The sequence below is a fragment of the Phenylobacterium montanum genome (genome assembly GCF_018135625.1).
GTDB lineage: Bacteria > Pseudomonadota > Alphaproteobacteria > Caulobacterales > Caulobacteraceae > Poindextera > Poindextera montana.
This window is the reverse complement of the sequence record NZ_CP073078.1, coordinates 3,202,175-3,220,959: the sequence shown is the minus strand read 5'-3', so window position 1 is coordinate 3,220,959 and position 18,785 is coordinate 3,202,175. Positions and strand designations below refer to the sequence as shown.

General features: G+C 68.8%; 17 protein-coding genes. 8 read left to right on the top strand and 9 right to left on the bottom strand.

Annotated features, from left to right (window positions below):
• Positions 1-81 precede the first annotated feature (81 nt).
• Positions 82-537 (top strand): dUTP diphosphatase, encoded by a 456-nt coding sequence (gene dut, locus KCG34_RS14390; protein WP_211936338.1) that lies wholly within the window; start codon positions 82-84, stop codon positions 535-537.
• Positions 538-543: 6 nt separating this feature from the next.
• Here dut and KCG34_RS14385 read toward each other — a convergent pair whose 3' ends face one another.
• The 3 genes from KCG34_RS14385 to dapB all read right to left on the bottom strand — a co-directional run bounded on the left by KCG34_RS14385 (position 544) and on the right by dapB (position 4,478).
• Positions 544-2,154: a flavin-containing monooxygenase gene (locus KCG34_RS14385; protein ID WP_211936337.1), complete on the bottom strand. Its 1,611-nt coding sequence runs from the start codon at positions 2,152-2,154 to the stop codon at positions 544-546.
• Positions 2,155-2,241: 87 nt separating this feature from the next.
• A complete protein-coding gene (locus KCG34_RS14380; RefSeq protein WP_211936336.1) occupies positions 2,242-3,687 on the bottom strand; it encodes an amidase family protein in 1,446 nt (481 codons plus the stop codon).
• The gene (gene dapB / locus KCG34_RS14375) at positions 3,684-4,478 is read right to left on the bottom strand and encodes a 4-hydroxy-tetrahydrodipicolinate reductase (protein WP_211936335.1); all 795 of its coding nucleotides are present in this window, start codon (positions 4,476-4,478) and stop codon (positions 3,684-3,686) included. Before dapB ends, KCG34_RS14380 begins: the two co-directional genes overlap by 4 nt.
• Before the next feature lie 229 nt (positions 4,479-4,707).
• Between dapB and KCG34_RS14370 the strand changes: the two genes are divergently transcribed.
• Genes KCG34_RS14370 through KCG34_RS14360 form a run of 3 tightly spaced genes read left to right on the top strand, consistent with a single transcriptional unit; the run spans position 4,708 to position 8,852 of the window.
• Positions 4,708-6,987: an NADP-dependent malic enzyme gene (locus KCG34_RS14370; RefSeq protein ID WP_211936334.1), complete on the top strand. Its 2,280-nt coding sequence runs from the start codon at positions 4,708-4,710 to the stop codon at positions 6,985-6,987.
• A 3-nt stretch (positions 6,988-6,990) separates the two neighbouring features.
• Positions 6,991-7,482, top strand: a complete 492-nt coding sequence (locus tag KCG34_RS14365) for a DNA-deoxyinosine glycosylase (protein ID WP_211936333.1) — start codon at positions 6,991-6,993, stop codon at positions 7,480-7,482.
• A 53-nt stretch (positions 7,483-7,535) separates the two neighbouring features.
• Entirely contained in the window at positions 7,536-8,852 is a 1,317-nt protein-coding gene (locus tag KCG34_RS14360; RefSeq protein ID WP_211936332.1) for an Hsp70 family protein, read from the top strand.
• Here the strand turns inward: KCG34_RS14360 and KCG34_RS14355 are convergent.
• The 4 genes from KCG34_RS14355 to KCG34_RS14340 are packed head-to-tail and all read right to left on the bottom strand — an operon-like array spanning position 8,812 to position 13,905.
• Complete coding sequence (locus KCG34_RS14355; RefSeq protein WP_211936331.1) at positions 8,812-10,542, bottom strand: AmpG family muropeptide MFS transporter; 1,731 nt, start codon at positions 10,540-10,542, stop codon at positions 8,812-8,814. The two genes, KCG34_RS14360 and KCG34_RS14355, sit on opposite strands and share 41 nt — an antisense overlap.
• Before the next feature lie 35 nt (positions 10,543-10,577).
• On the bottom strand, positions 10,578-12,317 hold the full coding sequence (locus KCG34_RS14350; RefSeq protein WP_211936330.1) for a response regulator: 1,740 nt from the start codon (positions 12,315-12,317) through the stop codon (positions 10,578-10,580).
• A 35-nt stretch (positions 12,318-12,352) separates the two neighbouring features.
• On the bottom strand, positions 12,353-13,495 hold the full coding sequence (locus KCG34_RS14345; RefSeq protein WP_211936329.1) for a thiolase C-terminal domain-containing protein: 1,143 nt from the start codon (positions 13,493-13,495) through the stop codon (positions 12,353-12,355).
• Positions 13,496-13,500: 5 nt separating this feature from the next.
• A complete protein-coding gene (locus KCG34_RS14340; RefSeq protein WP_211936328.1) occupies positions 13,501-13,905 on the bottom strand; it encodes a Zn-ribbon domain-containing OB-fold protein in 405 nt (134 codons plus the stop codon).
• A gap of 333 nt (positions 13,906-14,238) precedes the next feature.
• Between KCG34_RS14340 and KCG34_RS14335 the strand changes: the two genes are divergently transcribed.
• Both KCG34_RS14335 and KCG34_RS14330 read left to right on the top strand, forming a co-directional pair.
• Entirely contained in the window at positions 14,239-15,318 is a 1,080-nt protein-coding gene (locus KCG34_RS14335) for a glycosyltransferase family 2 protein (protein WP_211936327.1), read from the top strand.
• Positions 15,319-15,453: 135 nt separating this feature from the next.
• Positions 15,454-16,221: an SIR2 family NAD-dependent protein deacylase gene (locus tag KCG34_RS14330; protein ID WP_249138029.1), complete on the top strand. Its 768-nt coding sequence runs from the start codon at positions 15,454-15,456 to the stop codon at positions 16,219-16,221.
• Positions 16,222-16,229: 8 nt separating this feature from the next.
• Here the strand turns inward: KCG34_RS14330 and KCG34_RS14325 are convergent, their stop codons facing one another.
• A complete protein-coding gene (locus KCG34_RS14325) occupies positions 16,230-16,754 on the bottom strand; it encodes a VOC family protein (protein WP_211936326.1) in 525 nt (174 codons plus the stop codon).
• Between the two features lie 132 nt (positions 16,755-16,886).
• Between KCG34_RS14325 and KCG34_RS14320 the strand changes: the two genes are divergently transcribed.
• The gene (locus KCG34_RS14320; RefSeq protein WP_211936325.1) at positions 16,887-17,534 is read left to right on the top strand and encodes an FABP family protein; all 648 of its coding nucleotides are present in this window, start codon (positions 16,887-16,889) and stop codon (positions 17,532-17,534) included.
• A gap of 7 nt (positions 17,535-17,541) precedes the next feature.
• On the opposite strand, the gene KCG34_RS14315 is transcribed toward KCG34_RS14320, so the two are convergent.
• Positions 17,542-17,967, bottom strand: coding sequence for an organic hydroperoxide resistance protein (locus tag KCG34_RS14315; RefSeq protein WP_211936324.1), 426 nt, complete (start codon positions 17,965-17,967; stop codon positions 17,542-17,544).
• A 182-nt stretch (positions 17,968-18,149) separates the two neighbouring features.
• On the opposite strand from KCG34_RS14315, the gene KCG34_RS14310 reads away from it, so the two are divergent.
• The gene (locus tag KCG34_RS14310) at positions 18,150-18,608 is read left to right on the top strand and encodes a MarR family winged helix-turn-helix transcriptional regulator (protein WP_211936323.1); all 459 of its coding nucleotides are present in this window, start codon (positions 18,150-18,152) and stop codon (positions 18,606-18,608) included.
• The last annotated feature ends 177 nt before the right edge of the window (positions 18,609-18,785 follow it).

Genomic DNA, 18,785 nt, shown 5'->3' with positions numbered 1-18,785 from the left:
AATCTGGATCCCCGCCTTCGCGGGGATGAGCGGATATAAGAATCCGGTTCTATCGGACGCTCAGCCGCGCGAGATCCCCTCATGACCCCGACCATCGCCGTCACCCGACTGCCCCATGCCGAGGGCCTGCCGTTGCCGGCCTACGAGACCCCGGGCGCCGCCGGCATGGATCTGCGCGCCGCCGTGCCCGAGGGCGAGCCGATCGTCCTGCGCCCCGGCTCGCGGGTGATGGCGCCGACGGGGCTCTGCATGGCCATCCCGGAGGGCTACGAGGCCCAGGTGCGGCCGCGCTCTGGACTGGCGGCCAAGGCCGGAGTCACCTGCCTGAACACCCCCGGCACCATCGACAGCGACTATCGCGGCGAGGTGAAGGTGATCCTGATCAACCTGGGCGAAGAGGACTTCACTATCCGCCGCGGCGACCGCATCGCCCAGATGGTGATCGCCCCGGTGACCCAGGCCGGCTGGACCGTGGTCGACAGCCTGGACGAGACCACCCGCGGCGCCGGCGGCTTCGGCTCGACCGGGGGGAACTGAGCTTCGTCAGCTCGCCGCCGAGCGCACCTCGAAGCCTTCGTAGTCGTTGGCCGCGACCGCGTCGCAGCGCTCGCGATAGAGCCCGACCCCGCCGACATAGGGCATGAACACGCGGGGTTTGCCCGGCACGTTGGCGCCGATGTACCAGGAGTTGGCCAGGGGATAGAGGGTCGTGTCGGCCACCTCGTTGACGTGGGCGACCCAGGCTTCCTGCGCTTCCGGCGTGGCCTCGATCACGCTGGCCTGGCGCTGGCCCAGCCAGGCCAGGCAGTCGGTGATCCAGTCCACATGCTGCTCGATCGAGACGATCATGTTGGACAGAACAGACGGGCTGCCCGGGCCGGTGATGGTGAAGAGGTTCGGAAAACCGGCCACCATCAGCCCCAGATAGGTCTTGGGCCCGTCCGCCCAGACGTCCTTCAGCGCCTTGCCCTCGCGCCCGCGGATATCGATGCGGTTCAGGGCGCCGGTCATGGCGTCGAAGCCGATGGCGAAGACGATGGCGTCGGCGGGATACTCCTTCGCGCTGGTGCGCACGCCCGCGGGCGTGATCGCTTCGATCGGCGTCTCGCGCAGGTCGACCAGCTCGACGTTGTCGCGGTTGAAGGTGGCGTAGTAGCCGGTGTCGATGCACAGGCGCTTGGTCCCGAACGGATAGGTCTTGGGCACCAGGGCCTCGGCGGTCTTCGGATCCTTGACGATCTCGCGGATCTTTTCGGCGACGAATTTCTGCGCCGTCAGGTTGGCCTCCATATTGACGCCGATGTCGTTGAAGGCGCCGCCCAGGCTGAAGCCGCCGCGCCGCCAGCGGTCCTCGAAGATCGCCTGCCGTTCCTCGTCGCTGACCTCCAGCGCCGACTGGTCGTTGGGATCGTGGGCGATGAAACCGACCGAGGACACGCGCTGCTCGGCCCTGTGCCTGGCCCGGTTGGCCTTCCAGTCGGCGGCGAACTTGGGATCGAGCGGGCCGTTGTGGGCGGGCACGCTGTAGTTGGGCGTGCGCTGGAACACGGTGAGGCGGGCGGCCTGCCTGGCGATCTCGGGGATCGACTGGATGGCGGAGGAGCCGGTGCCGATCACAGCAACCCGCTTGCCGGTGAAATCGACGCCCTCGTGCGGCCAGCGGCCGGTGTGGTAGGTCGGCCCCTGGAAACTCTCCAGCCCCGGGAACTGCGGATCGTTGGCGCTGGAGAGGCAGCCGGTGGCCATGATGCAGAAGCGGCCGGTGACGGTCTCGCCGCGATCGGTGGTCACGGTCCAGCGGCTGGCCGCCTCGTCGAACACCGCCGAGGTGACGCGGGTCTCGAACTGGATGTCCTTGCGCAGGTCGAACCGGTCGGCGACGTGGTTGGCGTAACGCAACAGCTCCGGCTGGGCGGCGTAGCGCTCGGTCCAGGCCCAGTCGTCCTCCAGTTCGGGGGAGAAGGAATAGGAATATTCCTGGCTCTCGATATCGACCCGCGCGCCCGGATAGCGGTTCCAGTACCAGGTGCCGCCGACCCCGTCGCCGGCCTCGAACACCCGGGCGGTGAGGCCCAGGCCCCGCAGCCGATGCAGCATGTAGAGCCCGGAAAAGCCTGCGCCGACGATCACTGCGTCAAAGGCCTTGTCCGCCATGGCCGCACTCCCTGGTTCTTGTCGTTGGTGAGCGACGATAACCTAAGTTTCGACGGTGGGAAGGCTCCGCGCGCAACGGCAGGAGTTTTACCGTCCGCCGATCTCCGGCGGCGGCTTCAGATAGCCGCCGAACGCCTCCTCGATCCCCTCGGCCACGGCCAGGGTGCGGCTGTCGCCGCCGTGGGGGCCGATGATCTGGACGCCTACCGGGCGGCCCGATTTGGCCAAGCCCGCTGGCAGGACAGTGGCGGGCAGGCCCAGCGCGGTGGCGAGTGCGATCCAGTTCAGCATGGAGACGTAGGGGATGGTCTTGCCGTCGGACTGCTTCAGCACGCGCTTCTGGAACGGCTTGTGATCGTGCGGAAAGGCGGTGACCGGTGAGATCGGGGCGATGATCACGTCGCGCTTGTCGAAGGTGGCCTTGACCTGCACCGCCAGCCGCTCGCGGGTCTCGTGCGCCGCAAGCCACTCGGCGTGGGTGGCGCTATAGGCGAGCACCTGGCCGGCCCAGCCCATGGGGTCGGCGCCGAAGCGCATCGCCAGCTTGGCCATGCCGCGCAGCCGCTGCATGTCGGCCTGGACCTTGGTCGGAAGGTCGGTAGCCACCACCGAGCTCAGGAGGGTGGTATAGGCGGTGATCAGGGCCGGGGCGTCGACCGGGCGGATGGTCTCGACCTCGCAGCCGGCGCCCGCCAGGCGGGCGCCGAAGGCCTCAACCACCGCCTTGACTTCGGGGTCCAGCGGAAAGCTCGGCTCGTCGATCCACAGGCCGACCTTCAGCCCCTTCAGCGCCGCAGGTTGAGCCTTGGGCGCGATCGGACCCTGTGCGATCACCGAGAGCAGCAGGCGCAGGTCGCGCGCCGAGCGCGCCATGGGCCCGACCACGTTCAGGTCGCGAGCGGCGTAGGCGCCCGGCGCCGGCGGCACATGGCCGGACTGGGAGACCAGGCCCCAGGTCGGCTTGTGCGACAGGACCCCGCAGAAATTCGCTGGCACGCGCAACGAGCCACCGATATCCGAGCCAATCTCCAGCGCCGTGATCCCCACCGACAGCGCCGCCGCCGCCCCGCCGGAGGAGCCGCCGGGGACGCGGGTCACGTCCCAGGGATTGTTGGTCGTCCCATAGACGTCATTGTAGCTCTGCCAGTCGCCGGCCATCACCGGCACGTTGGTCTTGCCCCAGGGAATGGCCCCCGCGGCGCGCGCCCGGGCCACCACCTCGGCGTCATGGGCGGTGCGGTTCAGCAGCGCCTTCACCCCCGCCGAGGCCGGTAGGCCGTCGACGTCGAAAGTATCCTTGATGGTCATGGGCAGGCCGGCGAAGGGGCCCAGGGGCTCGCCGGCTATGCGGCGCTCGTCCACTGTTCTGGCGCGTTCGCGAGCGGCGGTCAGGTCCGTCGCGACCACCGCGTTCAACCCCTTGGTCTCCTGGCGCCGGGCGATGGCGGCTTCCAGGAGTTCGACCGCGCTGATCCGCTTGGTCACCAGGGCCTGAAGCTGGCCCAGGGCGTCCAGCGAAAGAATGTCGCTCATCGGGCCTCCCGAAAGCCGAGCACGTCCATCATGTCATACAGCCCCGGCGGCCGGCCCGCCGCCCACAGCGCCGCCGCCACCGCCCCGCGGGCGAACAGGCCGCGGTCGCGGGCCGAGTGGGCCAGGGTGATAATCTCCTCCTCGGCGGCGAAACTGACCGCATGCTCGCCGATGATCCCGCCGCCGCGGACGACGGAAAAGCCGATGCCGCCCTCGGGCCGGGGACCGGTGACCCCGTCGCGGGCGCGGATGGCGACCTGGGCCAGGCTGACCTCGCGCCCCCGCGCCGCGGCCTCGCCCAGCATCAGGGCGGTGCCGGAGGGGGCGTCGACCTTGCGCCGGTGGTGGCTCTCGCTGACCTCGATGTCCCAGTCGCGGGCCTGCAGCGCGCGAGCGGCCTGCTCGACCAGACCCAGCAGCACGTTCAGGCCCAGGGAGTAGTTGCCTGACCGGACGATGGCGGTGCGCTCGGAGGCCTCGTCCAGCCAGGAGACCTCCTCGGGCGAAAGGCCGGTGGTGCCCACGACCAGGGCCGGGCCGCCGCGCTGGGCCGCCGCTCGCGCCAGGGCCAGGGACGCCGCCGGGGTGGAGAAGTCGACGATCACGTCGCTGCCGGCAAGAAGTTCGTCGAAGCTGGCGAGCTTGGCCCCCTCGATCGCTTCTCCGGCGCGATCCGGACGGTCGGCCAGCGGGCCGAGGCTCGCGCCCGGCTCGGCCCGCACCACCGCGGCCACGGCCCGACCCATGCGCCCGAGCGCGCCGGAGACGCCGATCCTGACCGGGTTCGCCATCGCCTCTGTCCTCCACGGAGCCCGCCCGCCCTTCGCCCTTAGTCGGGCTTGGCGGCTTGGTGGTCAATGCCCCAAGGCTGCGCCCGTCCGGCTTGACTGCCCCAGCGTCGGCAAAGCCCATGCAGAAATGCGATTGGGCTTGATCGGTTCAGGCTCTAGGGTGCGCCGACACGAGGAGCCGCGGGGCCGTTTGGGGCGGATAGAAACCCGCGGGGCATAAAGAAGAAGCATGAGCGATACCGAGAAGCGGACCTTCACCGACGAGGAAGCCCTCGCCTTCCACAAATACCCGACCCCCGGGAAGGTGGCGGTCACCCCGACCAAGCCCATGGCCACCCAGCGCGACCTGAGCCTGGCCTATTCGCCGGGCGTCGCCGTGCCGGTGCGCGCCATCGCCGCCGATCCGGACACCGCCTACGACTACACCTCCAAGGGCAATCTGGTGGCGGTGATCTCCAACGGCACCGCCATCCTGGGCCTCGGCGACCTCGGCGCCCTGGCTTCCAAGCCGGTGATGGAAGGCAAGGCGGTCCTCTTCAAGCGCTTCGCCGACGTCGATTCCATCGACATCGAGGTCACCTCCAAGGACCCGGACGAGATCATCACCGTGGTCAAGAACATCGGGGCCACCTTCGGCGGTATCAATCTGGAGGACATCAAGAGCCCCGAGTGCTTCCGCATCGAGACCGAGTTGCAGGAGCTCCTAGACATCCCGGTGTTCCATGACGACCAGCACGGCACCGCGATCATCTCCGCCGCCGGCTTGATCAACGCCTGCCACATCAACGGCAAGCGGCTGGAGGACGTGAAGCTGGTCCTGTGCGGCGTCGGCGCGGCGGGGATCGCCTCGCTGGAGCTGATGAAGGCCATGGGGGTGCGGCACGAGAACTGCATCGCCGTCGACACCACCGGGGTCATCTACCAGGGCCGCACCAACGGCATGAACCAGTGGAAGTCGGCCCACGCGGTCGATACGCCGCACCGCACCCTGGCCGAGGCCATGGTCGGCGCCGACGTCTTCATCGGCCTCTCGTCCAAGGGCGTTCTGACCACCGAGATGGTCGCCTCGATGGCGCCCAACCCTATCATCTTCGCCATGGCCAATCCCGACCCGGAGATCACCCCGGAGGAGGCGCGCGCCGTGCGCCCCGACGTGATCGTGGCCACCGGCCGGTCGGACTATCCGAACCAGGTCAACAACGTCCTGGGCTTCCCCTACATCTTCCGCGGGGCGCTGGACGTGCGCGCGCGCACGGTCAATCACGAGATGAAGATCGCCTGCGCCAACGCCCTGGCCCAGCTCGCCCGCGAGGACGTGCCGGACGAGGTGGCGGCGGCCTATGCCGGCAACGCCCTGAAGTTCGGGCCGGACTATATCATCCCCTCGCCCTTCGACCCGCGCCTGATCAGCTACATCCCGCCCTTCGTGGCCCAGGCCGCGATGGACACCGGCGTCGCCCGCCGGCCGATCACCGACATGGACGCCTACAGAGCCTCCCTGGCCCAGCGGCTCGATCCCACCGCCGGCTTCATGCAGAAGATCTCCGGGGCGGTGATGGCCGGACCCAAGAAGCGCATCGTGTTCGCCGAGGGCGAGGAGCCCAGCGTGATCCGCGCCGCCTACGCCTTCGAGACCGAGGGCCTGGGCCACGCCATCCTTCTGGGCCGCGAAGAGCTGGTGCGCGAGAACATGATGGTGGTCGGCCTGCGCCCCGACGATCATCCGCTTGAGATCATCAACGCCCGCCTGTCACACCAGGGGCCCGGCTATGTGGACGCCCTCTATAAGCGTCTGCAGCGCGACGGCTATCTGCTGCGCGACGTGCAGCGGCTGATCAACCAGGACCGCAACAGCTTCGCCGCCTCGATGGTGGCCATGGGCCATGCGGACGGCATGGTCACCGGCGTGACCCGAAATTTCGACCAGGTGCTGGACGAGGTGCAGCGGGTGATCGATCCCGCGCCCAGCGGCCGGGTGCTGGGCATGTCGATCCTGATGGCCAAGGGGCACACCCTGTTCGTGGCCGACACCAACGTCACTGAGATGCCTGAGGCGGGCGACCTCGTCGAAATCGCCATCGAGGCGGCCAACGCCGTGCGCAAGCTGGGCCACAAGCCGCGGGTGGCCTTCATGTCCTATTCCACCTTCGGCCAGCCCATGGGCGAGCGGTCGGAAAAGGTGCGCGAGGCGGTGGCGACCCTGGACGAGCTGGGGGTCGATTTCGAGTACGAAGGCGAGATGCCGCCCGAACTGGCCCTGAACCCGGAGCTGAGGGCCAACTATCCGTTCATGCGCCTGACCGACAGCGCCAACATCCTGATCATGCCGGCCATCCACTCGGCCTCGATCTCGACCAAGTTGGTGCAGTCCCTGGGCGGCGCGACGGTGATCGGGCCGATCCTCCTGGGCCTGTCCAAGTCAGTGCAGATCTGCCCTCTGTCCGCCTCGGTGTCCAAGATACTGCAGATGGCCACCATGGCGGCCTACAACCTGGCGCCGACGGAGTAGGGCTTGAAGGCGTCTTTCCCGCCGGTCGTTGACGCCGGCGTGCGCATTCTCGTCCTCGGCAGCCTGCCAGGGGAGATGTCACTGGCCGCGGCGCAGTACTACGCCAACCCGCGCAACCAGTTCTGGCGGTTGATGCAGGCGGTGACCGGTCGGCCGCTCCTGGGGGCGGCCTACGCGGAGCGTTTGGCCCAGCTGCTGAGCGCTCACGTGGGCCTTTGGGACGCGATCGCCATCGCCGAACGCAGGGGCAGCCTCGACGGCGCCATCCGCAATGCGGCGGCCAATACGCTGGCGGACCTCGTCGCCTCGCTCCCGACTTTGCGCGCAGTCGCCTTCAATGGCGCGAAGGCCGCCGCCATCGGCCGCAAGGAACTGGGGCAGCCAGATGGCCTCGCCTTGATCGACCTGCCCTCGAGCAGCCCGGCTCATGCACGGGTCTCGTTTGAGGGCAAGCTTGCCGCCTGGATGGCGTTGAAGCCCTATCTGGCCTCTTGACCTGAAGGCGGAAGGCGCGCAAACACCGCGCCCTTCCAAAAGCAGGCTTCGCCATGTCCGCCCGTCCCGTGATCGGCGTCGATTTCGGCACCACCAATACGGTGGTCTCCCTGCTCGCGCCTACGGGCGAGGCCGATCTGGTGCGGTTCGACGGCCTGGGCGAAGGCCGCGCCCCCTTCCGTTCCGCGCTGGCTTTCCACAGCGAGCACGACCACGGCGGGGGGCGGCGGATCGAGGCCGGGCCGTGGGCGATCGACGCCTATCTGGACGATCCGGGCGAGACCCGTTTCATCCAGTCGTTCAAGAGCTATGCCGCCTCGAGCCTGTTCTCCGAGACCACCATCTTCGGCCGCCGCTACAGGTTCGAGGACATGCTGTCGGCCTTCCTGCTGCAGCTGAGGAAGCACGCCGACGCAGCCTTGGCTGAGCTGCCGCCGCGGCTCATCGTCGGCCGGCCGGTGCGGTTCGTGGGCGCCAATCCGGACGCCGACCTGGCCTTGAGCCGCTATGAGACCGCGTTCCGGCGGCTCGGCTTTTCAGAGATCCTCTACGCCTACGAGCCGGTGGCGGCCGCCTTCTTCTTCGCCAAGCGCCTGACCCGGGACGCCACCGTGCTGGTGGCCGACTTCGGCGGCGGCACCAGCGACTTCTCGATCATCCGCTTCGAGCGCAGCGCCGGGCGGCTGGACTCGATCCCGCTGGCCCAGTCGGGCGTGGGTCTGGCCGGCGACGCCTTCGATTACCGGATCATCGACCAGCTGGTCTCGCCCGAGCTGGGCAAAGGAACCAGCTATCGCGACTACGACAACATCCTGCCGATCCCGATCCGCTACTACGCCGCCTTCGCCCGCTGGGACCAGCTGGCCCTGCTGCGCGCCTCGCGCGACATGCGCGGCATCCGCGGCCTGGTCAGGACGGCGCTGGAGCCGGACAAGCTGAAGAAGCTGGTCGAGGTCCTGGACGGCGAATACGGCTATCCGCTCTACCAGTCGGTCTCGCACCTGAAGGAGGCGCTGTCGGCCGAGGAGGCGGCGAGGTTCGTCTTCCATGCGGGCGAGGTGTCGATCGAAAAGGATGTGCGCCGGTCCGAGTTCGAAGGCTGGATCGGCAAGGAGCTGGCGGCGATCGCGGGCGCCGTCGACGAGGCCCTGGCCGGCGCGAACCTGACGCCCGACGGCGTGGATCATGTGTTCCTGACCGGCGGCTCATCCTTTGTGCCGGCGGTCAGGCGCATGTTCGAAGACCGCTTCGGGGCGGAGAAGCTGGACAGCGGCGCGGAGCTGGAATCCATCGCCGCGGGCCTTTCGCTGATCGGCGCCGAGGCTGACCTTACGCCGTGGTGTCGCGCGGCGCCGGTTTCGACGGCTTAGCCGGACTTGAACGCCGGGCCACCCAGACGGCCAGCACCATGGACAGCACGCCGACGAGCCCCGCATAGAAGAAGAACACCACATAGCCGGCGCCCAGAGCGGCGGGAGAAACATGCGACTTCGCCATGGCGCCGGTGAACGCTCCCGGCGCATGGGAGAACAGGCCCCGCAGGGCGCCGAGCGGCCCTCCGCTGTCGGCCGCACGCGCCGCCGCCTCGACGATACGGCCCGATTGCGAGGCCACCAGCTTGCCGGGCAGCGAATAGAGCGAGGAAAACAGCGCATATTGCGTGGCTGTGAAGCCGGCGCTGGTCAGGCTGGACATGTAGGCGATCAGGCAGGTCCCGGCGAAGCCAGAGACCACGTTGTCGATGCCGATCGCGGCCAGCAGGCTCGGGAAATCCGGCCCCTGTGTCGCCAGCCAGGCGAAGATGGTGTTGGTGATCGGCAGGGCGAAGGCCCCGATGACCATCGAGCGCATCACCCCCAGGCGCGCCACGGAAAAGCCGCCGGCGAACACGCCGACCATCGACATGGCCACGCCGAAGACCTTGCGCGCCTCGGCGACCTGAGTCTTGGAGAAGCCTAGGTCGAGATAGAACGGGGTCATGATGTTGAGCACGAAGTCCGACAGGCGATAGACGCAAATCAGGGCCAGGATCAGCACGGCCGTGTTGCCGAAGCGGCCGAAAAAATCGCCCAGCGGCTCGCCGAACGCGGAGGAGAGATAGACGCCGGGCCGGGTGCGCAGGCGGGGCAGGGGACAGGCCGCCACGACGATCACCGCGCCGCCGAGCAGGACGCCCAGGAGTTGCAGCCACACCCCGTCCGGCTTGGCCACCCATGCGGCCTGCAGCCAGGCGGCGGCCGCCGTCAGGCCAAGCGCGCGAACGGCGCCGGCCAGCACCTCGCCATTGGCCCCGAGGCCTGATCCGAGCAGCAGGGCGCCCAGGGACAGCAGGCCCAGCCGCGCCAGCCATTCCATTCCCTCCCAAACCGGGGACGCCGCCATGTCGGCATGCGGCAGCGGGCGGATGATGCGGCTGAGCTCCCTGGGCGCGCAGAGTACGGCCAGCATGCCCAGCCCCATCAGTCCGGCCATCAGGCCGTAGGACAGGTTCCAGCCATAGTGATCGGCCAGCACCAGCGGCACGGCGCCGGCGACGATGATGGCGATGCGATAGCCCCACTGATAGGCGGCGGCCATGGCCCCTTGCCGGTCGCTCTCGGAGGCCTCGATGCGCCAGGCGTCGACGACGATGTCCTGGGTCGCCGAGGCGAAGCCGGTGAAGACGGCGAACAGCGCCACCGCGCCGAGCCCCGTTTTCGGGTCGCCCCGCGCGACCAGGAGCAGCCCGCAGGTGACGGCGATCTGGGCGACCAGCATCCACGAGCGCCTATGGCCCAGCCAGGCGGTCAGGCCTGGGATCGCCGTGCGATCGACCACCGGGGCCCAAAGGAACTTGAAGGAATAGGCCAGCGTCGCGAGGCTGAAGAAGGATATCACCTCGAGCGACAGGCCGCTCTCCCTCAGCCAGGCCGAGAGGGTGTCGAAGATCAGAAGATTGGGCAGGCCCGAGGCGAAGCCCAGGGCCAGCATCACCGCGATCCGGCGGTCCAGGAACAGGGCGAGCGCGCCGGCGACGCCCCGCTTGCCGCCCGCCGGCGTCGCCTCGTTGTCCACCGACATCCAGCTACCCTAGCGGCGGCGGACCCGCCGCCAAATCAGGACGCGAGCTTCGCCTGCGTCGCCGGCCGCGTCCAGCCGGCGCGGGTCCAGCGGCGCAAGGCGCCCCGCAGGACGGATTGTTCCAGGGGCTTGGTCAGGAAGTCGTCCATGCCGGCGGCCAGGCAGTCGCGGCGGTCTTCTTCGAAGGCGTCGGCGGTCAGGGCCAGGATCGGGGTGCGGCAGCCGCGCTCGCGCAAGGTCCGCGTCGCCTCGCGCCCCCCCATGCCTGGCATTCTGAGATCCATCAGGATCAGGTCGAACATCCCGCTGGCCCCCGCCTCCACCGCCTCGGCGCCGGTGGCCACGCGCGAGACGCTGCAGCCTTCCCGCTCCAAGAGCGAGCGAGCCAGGAGGGCGTTGATCGGATTGTCCTCGGCCAGCAGGACCCGCACGCCGGTGACCTGCTCGGCCCGTTCGTCATGCGCCGAGGGGAGGTCGGCGACGTCACCGGCCACCGCCAGCACCCGCTCGACCAGGGAGACGGCGCGCAGGGGCTTGATCAGGTAGCCGCCGAAGCCGGCTGCGCGATAGCGGGGGATCTCGGCTCGCGCCTCGGGCGGGATCAGGATCAGGCTGGGATGGCCCGCCACGGGCCGCGGCCGCCGTCGCCCCTCAGCCAGGGCATGGTCGATCAGGACGACGGCGCCGGCCGGCAGCGGCGCGTTGCATGCAGCCTCGAGGCAGAGCGCCTCGCCGCCGGCGGCGCGAACCTGGGCCGCGGCGGCCTCGCGCACGATCGGGTTGGGCGAGACCACGGCGACGCTGTGGCCGGCCAGGGGGCGCGCCTCGCCGCCGGCCTCGACGATGGGAAACTCTGCCTCGAACCAGAAGCGGGCCCCGCCGTCCGGCGGGCTGTCCAGCCCGACCCGACCGCCGTGGGCGGCGGTCAGGCGGCGGACGATGGCGAGGCCGAGGCCGGTGCTGTCGCTGCGGCCGGTATGGACGTCGGCCTGGACGAAGGCTTCGAAGATCTTCTCCCGCTCGGCCTCGGCGACCCCGGGGCCGGTGTCGGTGACCATCAGGCGCACGCGCGCGCTGCCCTCTCCCAACGGTTCGACCTCCACCGAGAGCAGGGCGCCGCCGGCCTCGGTGAACTTGATGGCGTTGCCGGCGAGGTTGAACAGGATTTGCCTGAGGCGCCCCTCGTCGGCCAGGATCTGCGGCGCGCCCGCCGGCGCGGTCCAGCCGATCTCGAGGCCCTTGGCGTGGGCCTTGGGGCTGAGCAGCTCGGCCACGCCCTGCAGCAGGCGGGTCAGGTCGAGCGGAGCGGGGTGCAGGGTCAGCCCGCCGGCGTCCATCCGCGCCAGGTCGAGCACATCGTTGACCAGGCCCAAAAGGTGCTCGCCGCACTCGTGCAGCGATGCGAGATAAGCCCGCTGATCCGCCGCCAGCTTGGTCTCGGCCAGAAGGCCGGCCATGCCCAGGACCCCGTTCAGGGGCGTGCGGAACTCGTGACTTAGCGAGGCCAGGTAGTTCTCCCGCGCCTCCACCGCCGCCTGGGCCCAGCGGCCGGTCAGGAGCCGCGCCCCCTCCGGCAGCAGTGTCAGCTTCCAGGCGATCAGCCGGCCGCTGGGATCCAGGGTCTCGCGCCGCTCGCCGGGGACGAGGCTGACAATCCAGCCCGGCTGGACCGCCGCCGCCTCGAAGGCGGCGTTGGCGGCCAGCACCGCCCCGTCGCCCCCGATCAGGGCGGCGGGGGCGTCCAGGGCCTGGATCAGGGCGCGGGCTTCGGTCATGGCCCGAGCCTAGCGGGAGTCCGCTTAACGGGCGGTCAAGCGGGCTCGTTCGAGAAGATCACCGTCCCCGACGCGGCGAACATGCCGCCGACGCCGTGGCAGACCGAGATCTTCGCCCCCGGGACCTGGGCCGGGGCGATACCGCGCATCTGCCTGACGCTCTCCTGCAGGGCGTACATGCCGTACATGCCCGAGTGCATGTAGGAGAGGCCGCCGCCATTGGTGTTCAGGGGCAACTTCCCACCCGGCGCGGTGTTGCGCGCGCCGATGAAGTGCGCGCCTTCGCCCCGTTCGCAGAAGCCCAGATCCTCCAGGCCATAGATCGGCAGGTGGGCGAAGGCGTCGTAGATCATCAGGTGATCGACGTCGGCGTGGCTGATCCCAGCCTCGGCGAAGGCCTTCCTGCCGGAGACGCGGAAGGCCTTGGAGGTTGTGAAGTCCTCCATCTGGCTGACGATCTGGGTCTCGACGCTCTCGCCGGTCCCCAGGATATAGACCGGCTTCTGCGGGAAGTCCTTGGCCCGCTCGGCGCTGGTCAGGATCAGGGCCCCGCCGCCGTCGGTGACCAGGCAGCACATCAGCATGCGGAACGGCCAGGCGATCATCGGCGAGTTCAGCACGTCTTCGACCGTGATCGGGTCCTTGAAGCTGGCGCGCGGGTTCCTGGCCGCCCATTCGCGCTGGATCACAGAGACCATCGCCACCTGTTCCTCGGTGACGCCGTAGGTCTTCATGTAGCGAAGCGCCGGGATGGTGAACATGGTCGGCGGCGAGGTGACGCCGAAGGGGACCTCGAACTGACCGCTCCAGCTGGTCGGCGAGCGGCCCCAGCCCCCGGCGCCGACCCGCGAGCGGCCGGATTCGCCGTGGGTGATCAGCACGGTCTTGCAAAGGCCCTCGTTGATCGCCGCCGCGGCGTGGCGCACGTGCAGCATGAACGAGCAGCCGCCGACGGCGGTGCCGTCGACCCAGGTCGGGGTGATGCCGAGATACTGCGCGATGGCCACCGGGCTTTCGCCGGCGGTGGCGACGCCGTCGATGTCCGAGGGCTTCAGGCCGGCGTCGGCCAGGGCGTTCAGCGCGGCGTCGGCGTGCAGGCCGATTACCGACACGTCGGGAATCTTGCCCATCTTGGTGGTCTCGGCGGCGCCGACCACGGCCACGGATTTCTGCTTCATGACGCTCAGCCCTTCGCTGGCTGGAAGAAGGGCAGCGAGATCTCGTCGCTGAAGCTCTGGAAGGTCACCTCCAGCGGCATGTCCAGCGCCAGGGCCTCTGGCGTCTGGGGACAGCCGACGATGTTGGTCATCATCCGAGGCCCCTCCTCCAGGGTCACCACGGCGATGGAATGAGGCTCGCTACCCATATCGGGGCGCGGGCGATGGTTGATCACGTAGCTGTAGAGACTGGCCTTTCCGCTGGCGGGAAACACCTCGACCTCGCGCGAGGCGCAGGCCGGGCAGAAGGGACGCGGCGGGAAATAGGCCTGTCTGCAGGCCGTGCAGCGCTGAAGGCGGAGCTCGCCGGCCTTGCAGCCCTCCCAGAAATGCCGGGTCTCCGGCGTCGGCTGCGGCAAGTGTCTATCCATTCTCTTGGAATCCCTCGGAAAAAATTTCGTACGTGAGCGTCAATGAGTCTGCGCGGATAAGCCGCGTGGCCTGGAGCTTCAAATCCAGGTTGGAATCAAGTGAAACAGATTTAGTTGAGCGCCGCGAGGGGGCTGCGGGTCGGGCGCAGGCCTGTCCGGGACGCCCTCGGCAAAACCTTTGTTCAGGCGCAGTTCATTCCGGCGTGGCCAAGTTTGGCGCCGTTGTTGCTGTCACGTCAGTTCACCAGATTCGGGTGGGCGATATCGGAACGGTTTTCCGCATCGCAAGCCCTTTTCGGGACGTGGCTTGAGCAGCGAAGTTCGGGGATCGAGATGGGTTTGGCGACGCGGATACCGGCCGGCAGTCATCAGACCGACGGCGTAGGCGCGCGCGGCGCATGGGTCATCAGCGCCAAGCGCGAGGTCGCCTCCGTTGCGCCGCGCAAGCGCGCCGCGAACGATATCGAAGCCGCCCGCCAAACCGACGTCACCCTGGTCACCAACGCCGCCTGGACCGACGCCCAGCCGACCCTGTCGGTCCTGACGCCCTTCCTGCGCGACGACCCGACCCGCCTGATGAAGGCGATCGAGGCCCAGGCCGCGGTGCTGCCGGGCCGGGTGGAGATCGTGGCCCTGGACGACGGCACCGGCGACGAAGTCCTGGCCCGCGAGGTCGCCGACCAGGTCAAGGCCCTGGGTATTCCCGCCGCCTTCGTCCGGCTCTCGGCCAACGAGGGCCGCGCAGCCGCCCGCAATCGCCTGGCCCAGTTCGCCCGCGGCCGGCACCTGCTGTTTCTCGACGCCGACACCATCCCCGATCGCGCCGACTTCCTCCTGGCCTATGCCGAGATGATCGAGGCCGGCGACCCGCCGCTGGTGATCGGCGGATTTTCGCTGATCCAGGCCTCGCAGGAGCCGCGCTACGACCTGCATCGGGCCATGGCGATCATGCTGGACTGCATGCCGGCGCCTGTGCGCCAGGTCACCCCTTGGCGGTTCGTCTATGGCGCCAACATCCTGGTGCGGCGCGACGTGATGGCCGACACCCCGTTCAATCCCGACTATCGCGCCTGGGGCTGGGAAGACCAGGAATGGGGCATGCGGGTCGCCGAGCGCTGGCCGATCGTGCATATCGACAACACCGTCAGCCATATGGGCCTGGACCCGGTCTCGACGCTTTTGGACAAGTACGCCGCGTCCGGCGCCAACTTCCAGAAGATCCTGGCCGACCATCCGGACTTGGTTAAGGACTATCCGGCCTACAAGGCCGCCAAGCTGCTCTCCAATCTTCCGTTCAAGCCCCTGTTCCGCAGCCTGGCCCGCAAGGTCGCCCTGTCCGAGCACGCCCCGATGCTCGCCCGCACCTTCGCCCTGCGCCTGTTTCGCGTGCTGAACTATCTGGCCTCGCAATGACGCCTTGGGCAGACTGTCGGGGCCCTGATTTGAAGAGCCCCAAAGCATGTCCGCCCGCGACCGCCTACAGCATAATGAGGCCGGGCGAGATCGCCCGGCCTCATTATGCTGTAAATTCAAAAGATTGAGCGCGTTGTGAGCGCAGAACCGGTGTCCACTTCTGCGCAACGCGCTCTGGCCGAACTGATCCACGCCTCTCGGCGCATGGTGGTGTTCACCGGCGCCGGCGTCTCCACCGAATCCGGCATTCCCGACTTCAGGAGCCCCGGCGGGGTCTGGAGCCGGATGAAGCCGATCTATTTCCAGGAGTTCGTCGCCAGCGAGGACAAGCGGCGCGAGGCCTGGACCCGCGCCTTTTCCGGCGTCGCCGGCTGGGTCGGGGCCGAGCCCAACGCCGGCCACCGCGCCGTCGCCAAACTGGCGGCCGAGGGCAAGTGCAGCGCCGTGATCACCCAGAATGTCGACAACCTGCACCAGGACGCCGGCGTGCCGGCCCACCAGGTGATCGAGCTGCATGGCAACGCCAGCTACGCCGCCTGCCTGGACTGCGGCCTGAGGCACGAGCTGGCGGACCTGAAGGGCCCGTTCCTCGAACGCGGCGAGATTCCCGCCTGCCGGTCCTGCAGCGGCCTGGTCAAGACCGCGGTGGTCTCCTTCGGCCAGCCGATGCCGGAGGCGGCCATGGCGCGGGCCGAGGAAGAGGCCCTGGCCTGCGACCTGTTCCTGGTGCTGGGCTCGTCCCTGGTGGTCTATCCTGCCGCCGGCTTTCCGCTCATGGCCCGCCGCAACGGCGCAGCGCTGGTCATCGTCAATCGGGAGCCCACCGAGCAGGACGGCTATGCGACCCTGGTGCTGCACGAGGAGATCGGACCCCTGATGAGCGCCGTCGTCGGGGTGAACTGAAGGCGGCCTCAGCTCATCAGCCGCACCGGGTCGGACCCGTCCCAGCGCTCGGCGGTCTTCCTGATCTTGTCGAAGAAGCCGGCTATGCCGTTGCTGACGTCGTAGAGCTCCATGGCCCCGGCGCAGTCTTCCCCGGCGGTGTCGAAATAGACGAAGCGGTTGGCGCCCAGCCGCCCCTGCTGGATCACGCCATAGCCGAGGTCGGTCAGGCGGGCGAGGTCGGCTTCGAAATCGAGGGTCCAGGCGGTCAGGTGCTGCAAGCCTTCGCCATGGGCGGCGCGGAAGTCGCGGGCGAGGGAGGGGGCGTCGTTGTGCTGCTGGATCAGCTGGATCTGCAGGCCGCCGGAGCAGGCCAGGGCGATACTCATGTCAGGCCGCGACGGGGCGCCGTGATAGCGGAAGTCCTCGATCTTGACGCTGTCGAACACGAAGAACGGGCCGACGCCCAGGACGCTGGTCCAGCGCCGCACGGCCGTATGCAGATCACCCACGACGTAGCCGTTCTGCCGCACAGGCCCGAAGATCCGGCTCATGCTCGCCCCCCTTTTGGTCAAGGCCTGGCGGGCGGCACTGTACAGCCTTCAAGGCCGTGCGTCGCGGGCAGACAGGCGTCGCCGGGCGGGTTAGAGGTGCCTCTCCGCCTGGCGTGACCCAAGAGCGATCCGATGGACCTGAAGACCTACGGCGACGACATCTTCCTCGAGCCCGATCCGATCGACCCCGAGACCCTGGCCAATCTCGGCCCGCTGGGGCCCATGGCCGGGATCTGGGAGGGGACCAAGGGCGTCGACCTGCATCCCGAGGCGGACGGACCGCTGAGCGAACCCTATCGCGAGCGCTACGAGCTGCAGCCGATCGATCCCCAGACCAACGGGCCTCAGCTCTATTACGGCCTGCGCTACCGCACCTTCATCCGCCGGCTGGACGAGGAGAAGGCGTTTCACGACCAGGTGGGCTACTGGCTATGGGAGCCGGCGACCGGGGCGGTGATCCAGACCCTGGCCATTCCGCGGGGGCAGGTGGCCATGGCCGGCGGCTTCGCCGCGCCCGACGCCAGGCGCTTCGAGCTCAAGGCCGAGTTGGGCTCGCCCCAGTTCGGCATTCTGTCCAACCCGTTCCTCGACAAGGCCTATCGCACCCTGGCCTGGACCGTCGCGGTGCAGATCCACGACGACGGGACCTGGTCCTATGAACAGGACACCGTGCTGAAGATCGAGGGCCAGGACCAGGTGTTCCATCACACCGACAGGAACCGGCTGGGCCGCGTCGCCGCCGCCACGCGCAACCCGCGGGCGGCGGACGAGCGACCGTAGAGGGACCTCAAGCCACCGTCAGCTGCACGTCGATATTGCCGCGTGTCGCGTTGGAATAGGGGCAGACCTCGTGGGCCTTGGCGACCAGGGCCTCGGCGGCGGCGCGCTCGACGCCCGGCAGGGAGACTTCGAGCCCCACGGTCAGGCCGAAGCCGCCTTCCGCGCGCGGGCCGATGCCGACGGTCGCGGTCACCGTGGCGTCCGCCGGAACCTTGGGTCCGCCCTGGGAGGCTACGAACTTCATCGCCCCGATGAAGCAGGCGGCGTAGCCGGCCGCGAACAGCTGTTCGGGGTTGTTGCCTTCGCCGCCCGGGCCGCCCAGTTCCTTGGGCGTGGTCAGCTTGACGTCCAGCGAGCCGTCCAGGGTGGCCGAGCGGCCATCGCGGCCGCCGATGGCGCGGGCGGAGGTCTTGTAGAGCACGTTGACGGACATGGTCGGTCTCCTTGGTTGAGTTAAATCGCACACGATTAAATCGTGTGGCGCTTATATGAGCCGCCGCTGGCGACTGTCAAGCGATTGCGATTAAATCGCGTGCGATATATATCTGTCATGGAAGCGAGACCCCTCATGTGTGCGCGTCCCCGCCTTCGCCGGGACGAGCGCTGGAGAAGACCATGGCCCGTGCAGAATCCTCCGACGACGATCACCTGAAGCTGGGCGACTTCCTCTGTTTCGCCATCTATGCGGCGGGCCACGCCTTCAACCGGCTGTACAAGCCGCTGCTGGAGCCCCTGGGGCTGACCTATCCTCAATTCCTGGTGATGGTCGCCCTGTGGGAGGAGGATGGCCAGACCGTGGGCGAACTCGGCGACAAGCTGACCCTGGAGTCCAGCACCCTGACCCCGCTCTTGAAGCGGATGGAGTCCCAGGGCCTGGTGGCCCGCCGCCGCGATCCCGCCGACGAGCGCCAGGTGCGCATCAGCCTGACCGACCAGGGCCGGGCGCTGAAGGAGCAGGCCAGGACCATCCCCGCCTGCCTGTTCGAGCAGTCGGGCATGAAAGTGGAGGACGTCATCCGCCTGCAGCGCGAGATCACCGCTCTGCGCCAGGCGATGAGCGAAGCGGGCGGCTGACCGCCGGAACACCCCTTCCGCCGAAACGTTGGGAATCGAGGCGCCGGGCGCGCCAGGCCAGGAAATTATTGGCTTTGCGGCATCGACTGTCGCTTAACGCCCCTATATGCGCCCCATCGGCCCGCAGCGTTCCGCGCGGCGGACCGTCTGTTCGTCATGCTTGCAAGGATCCCGTTC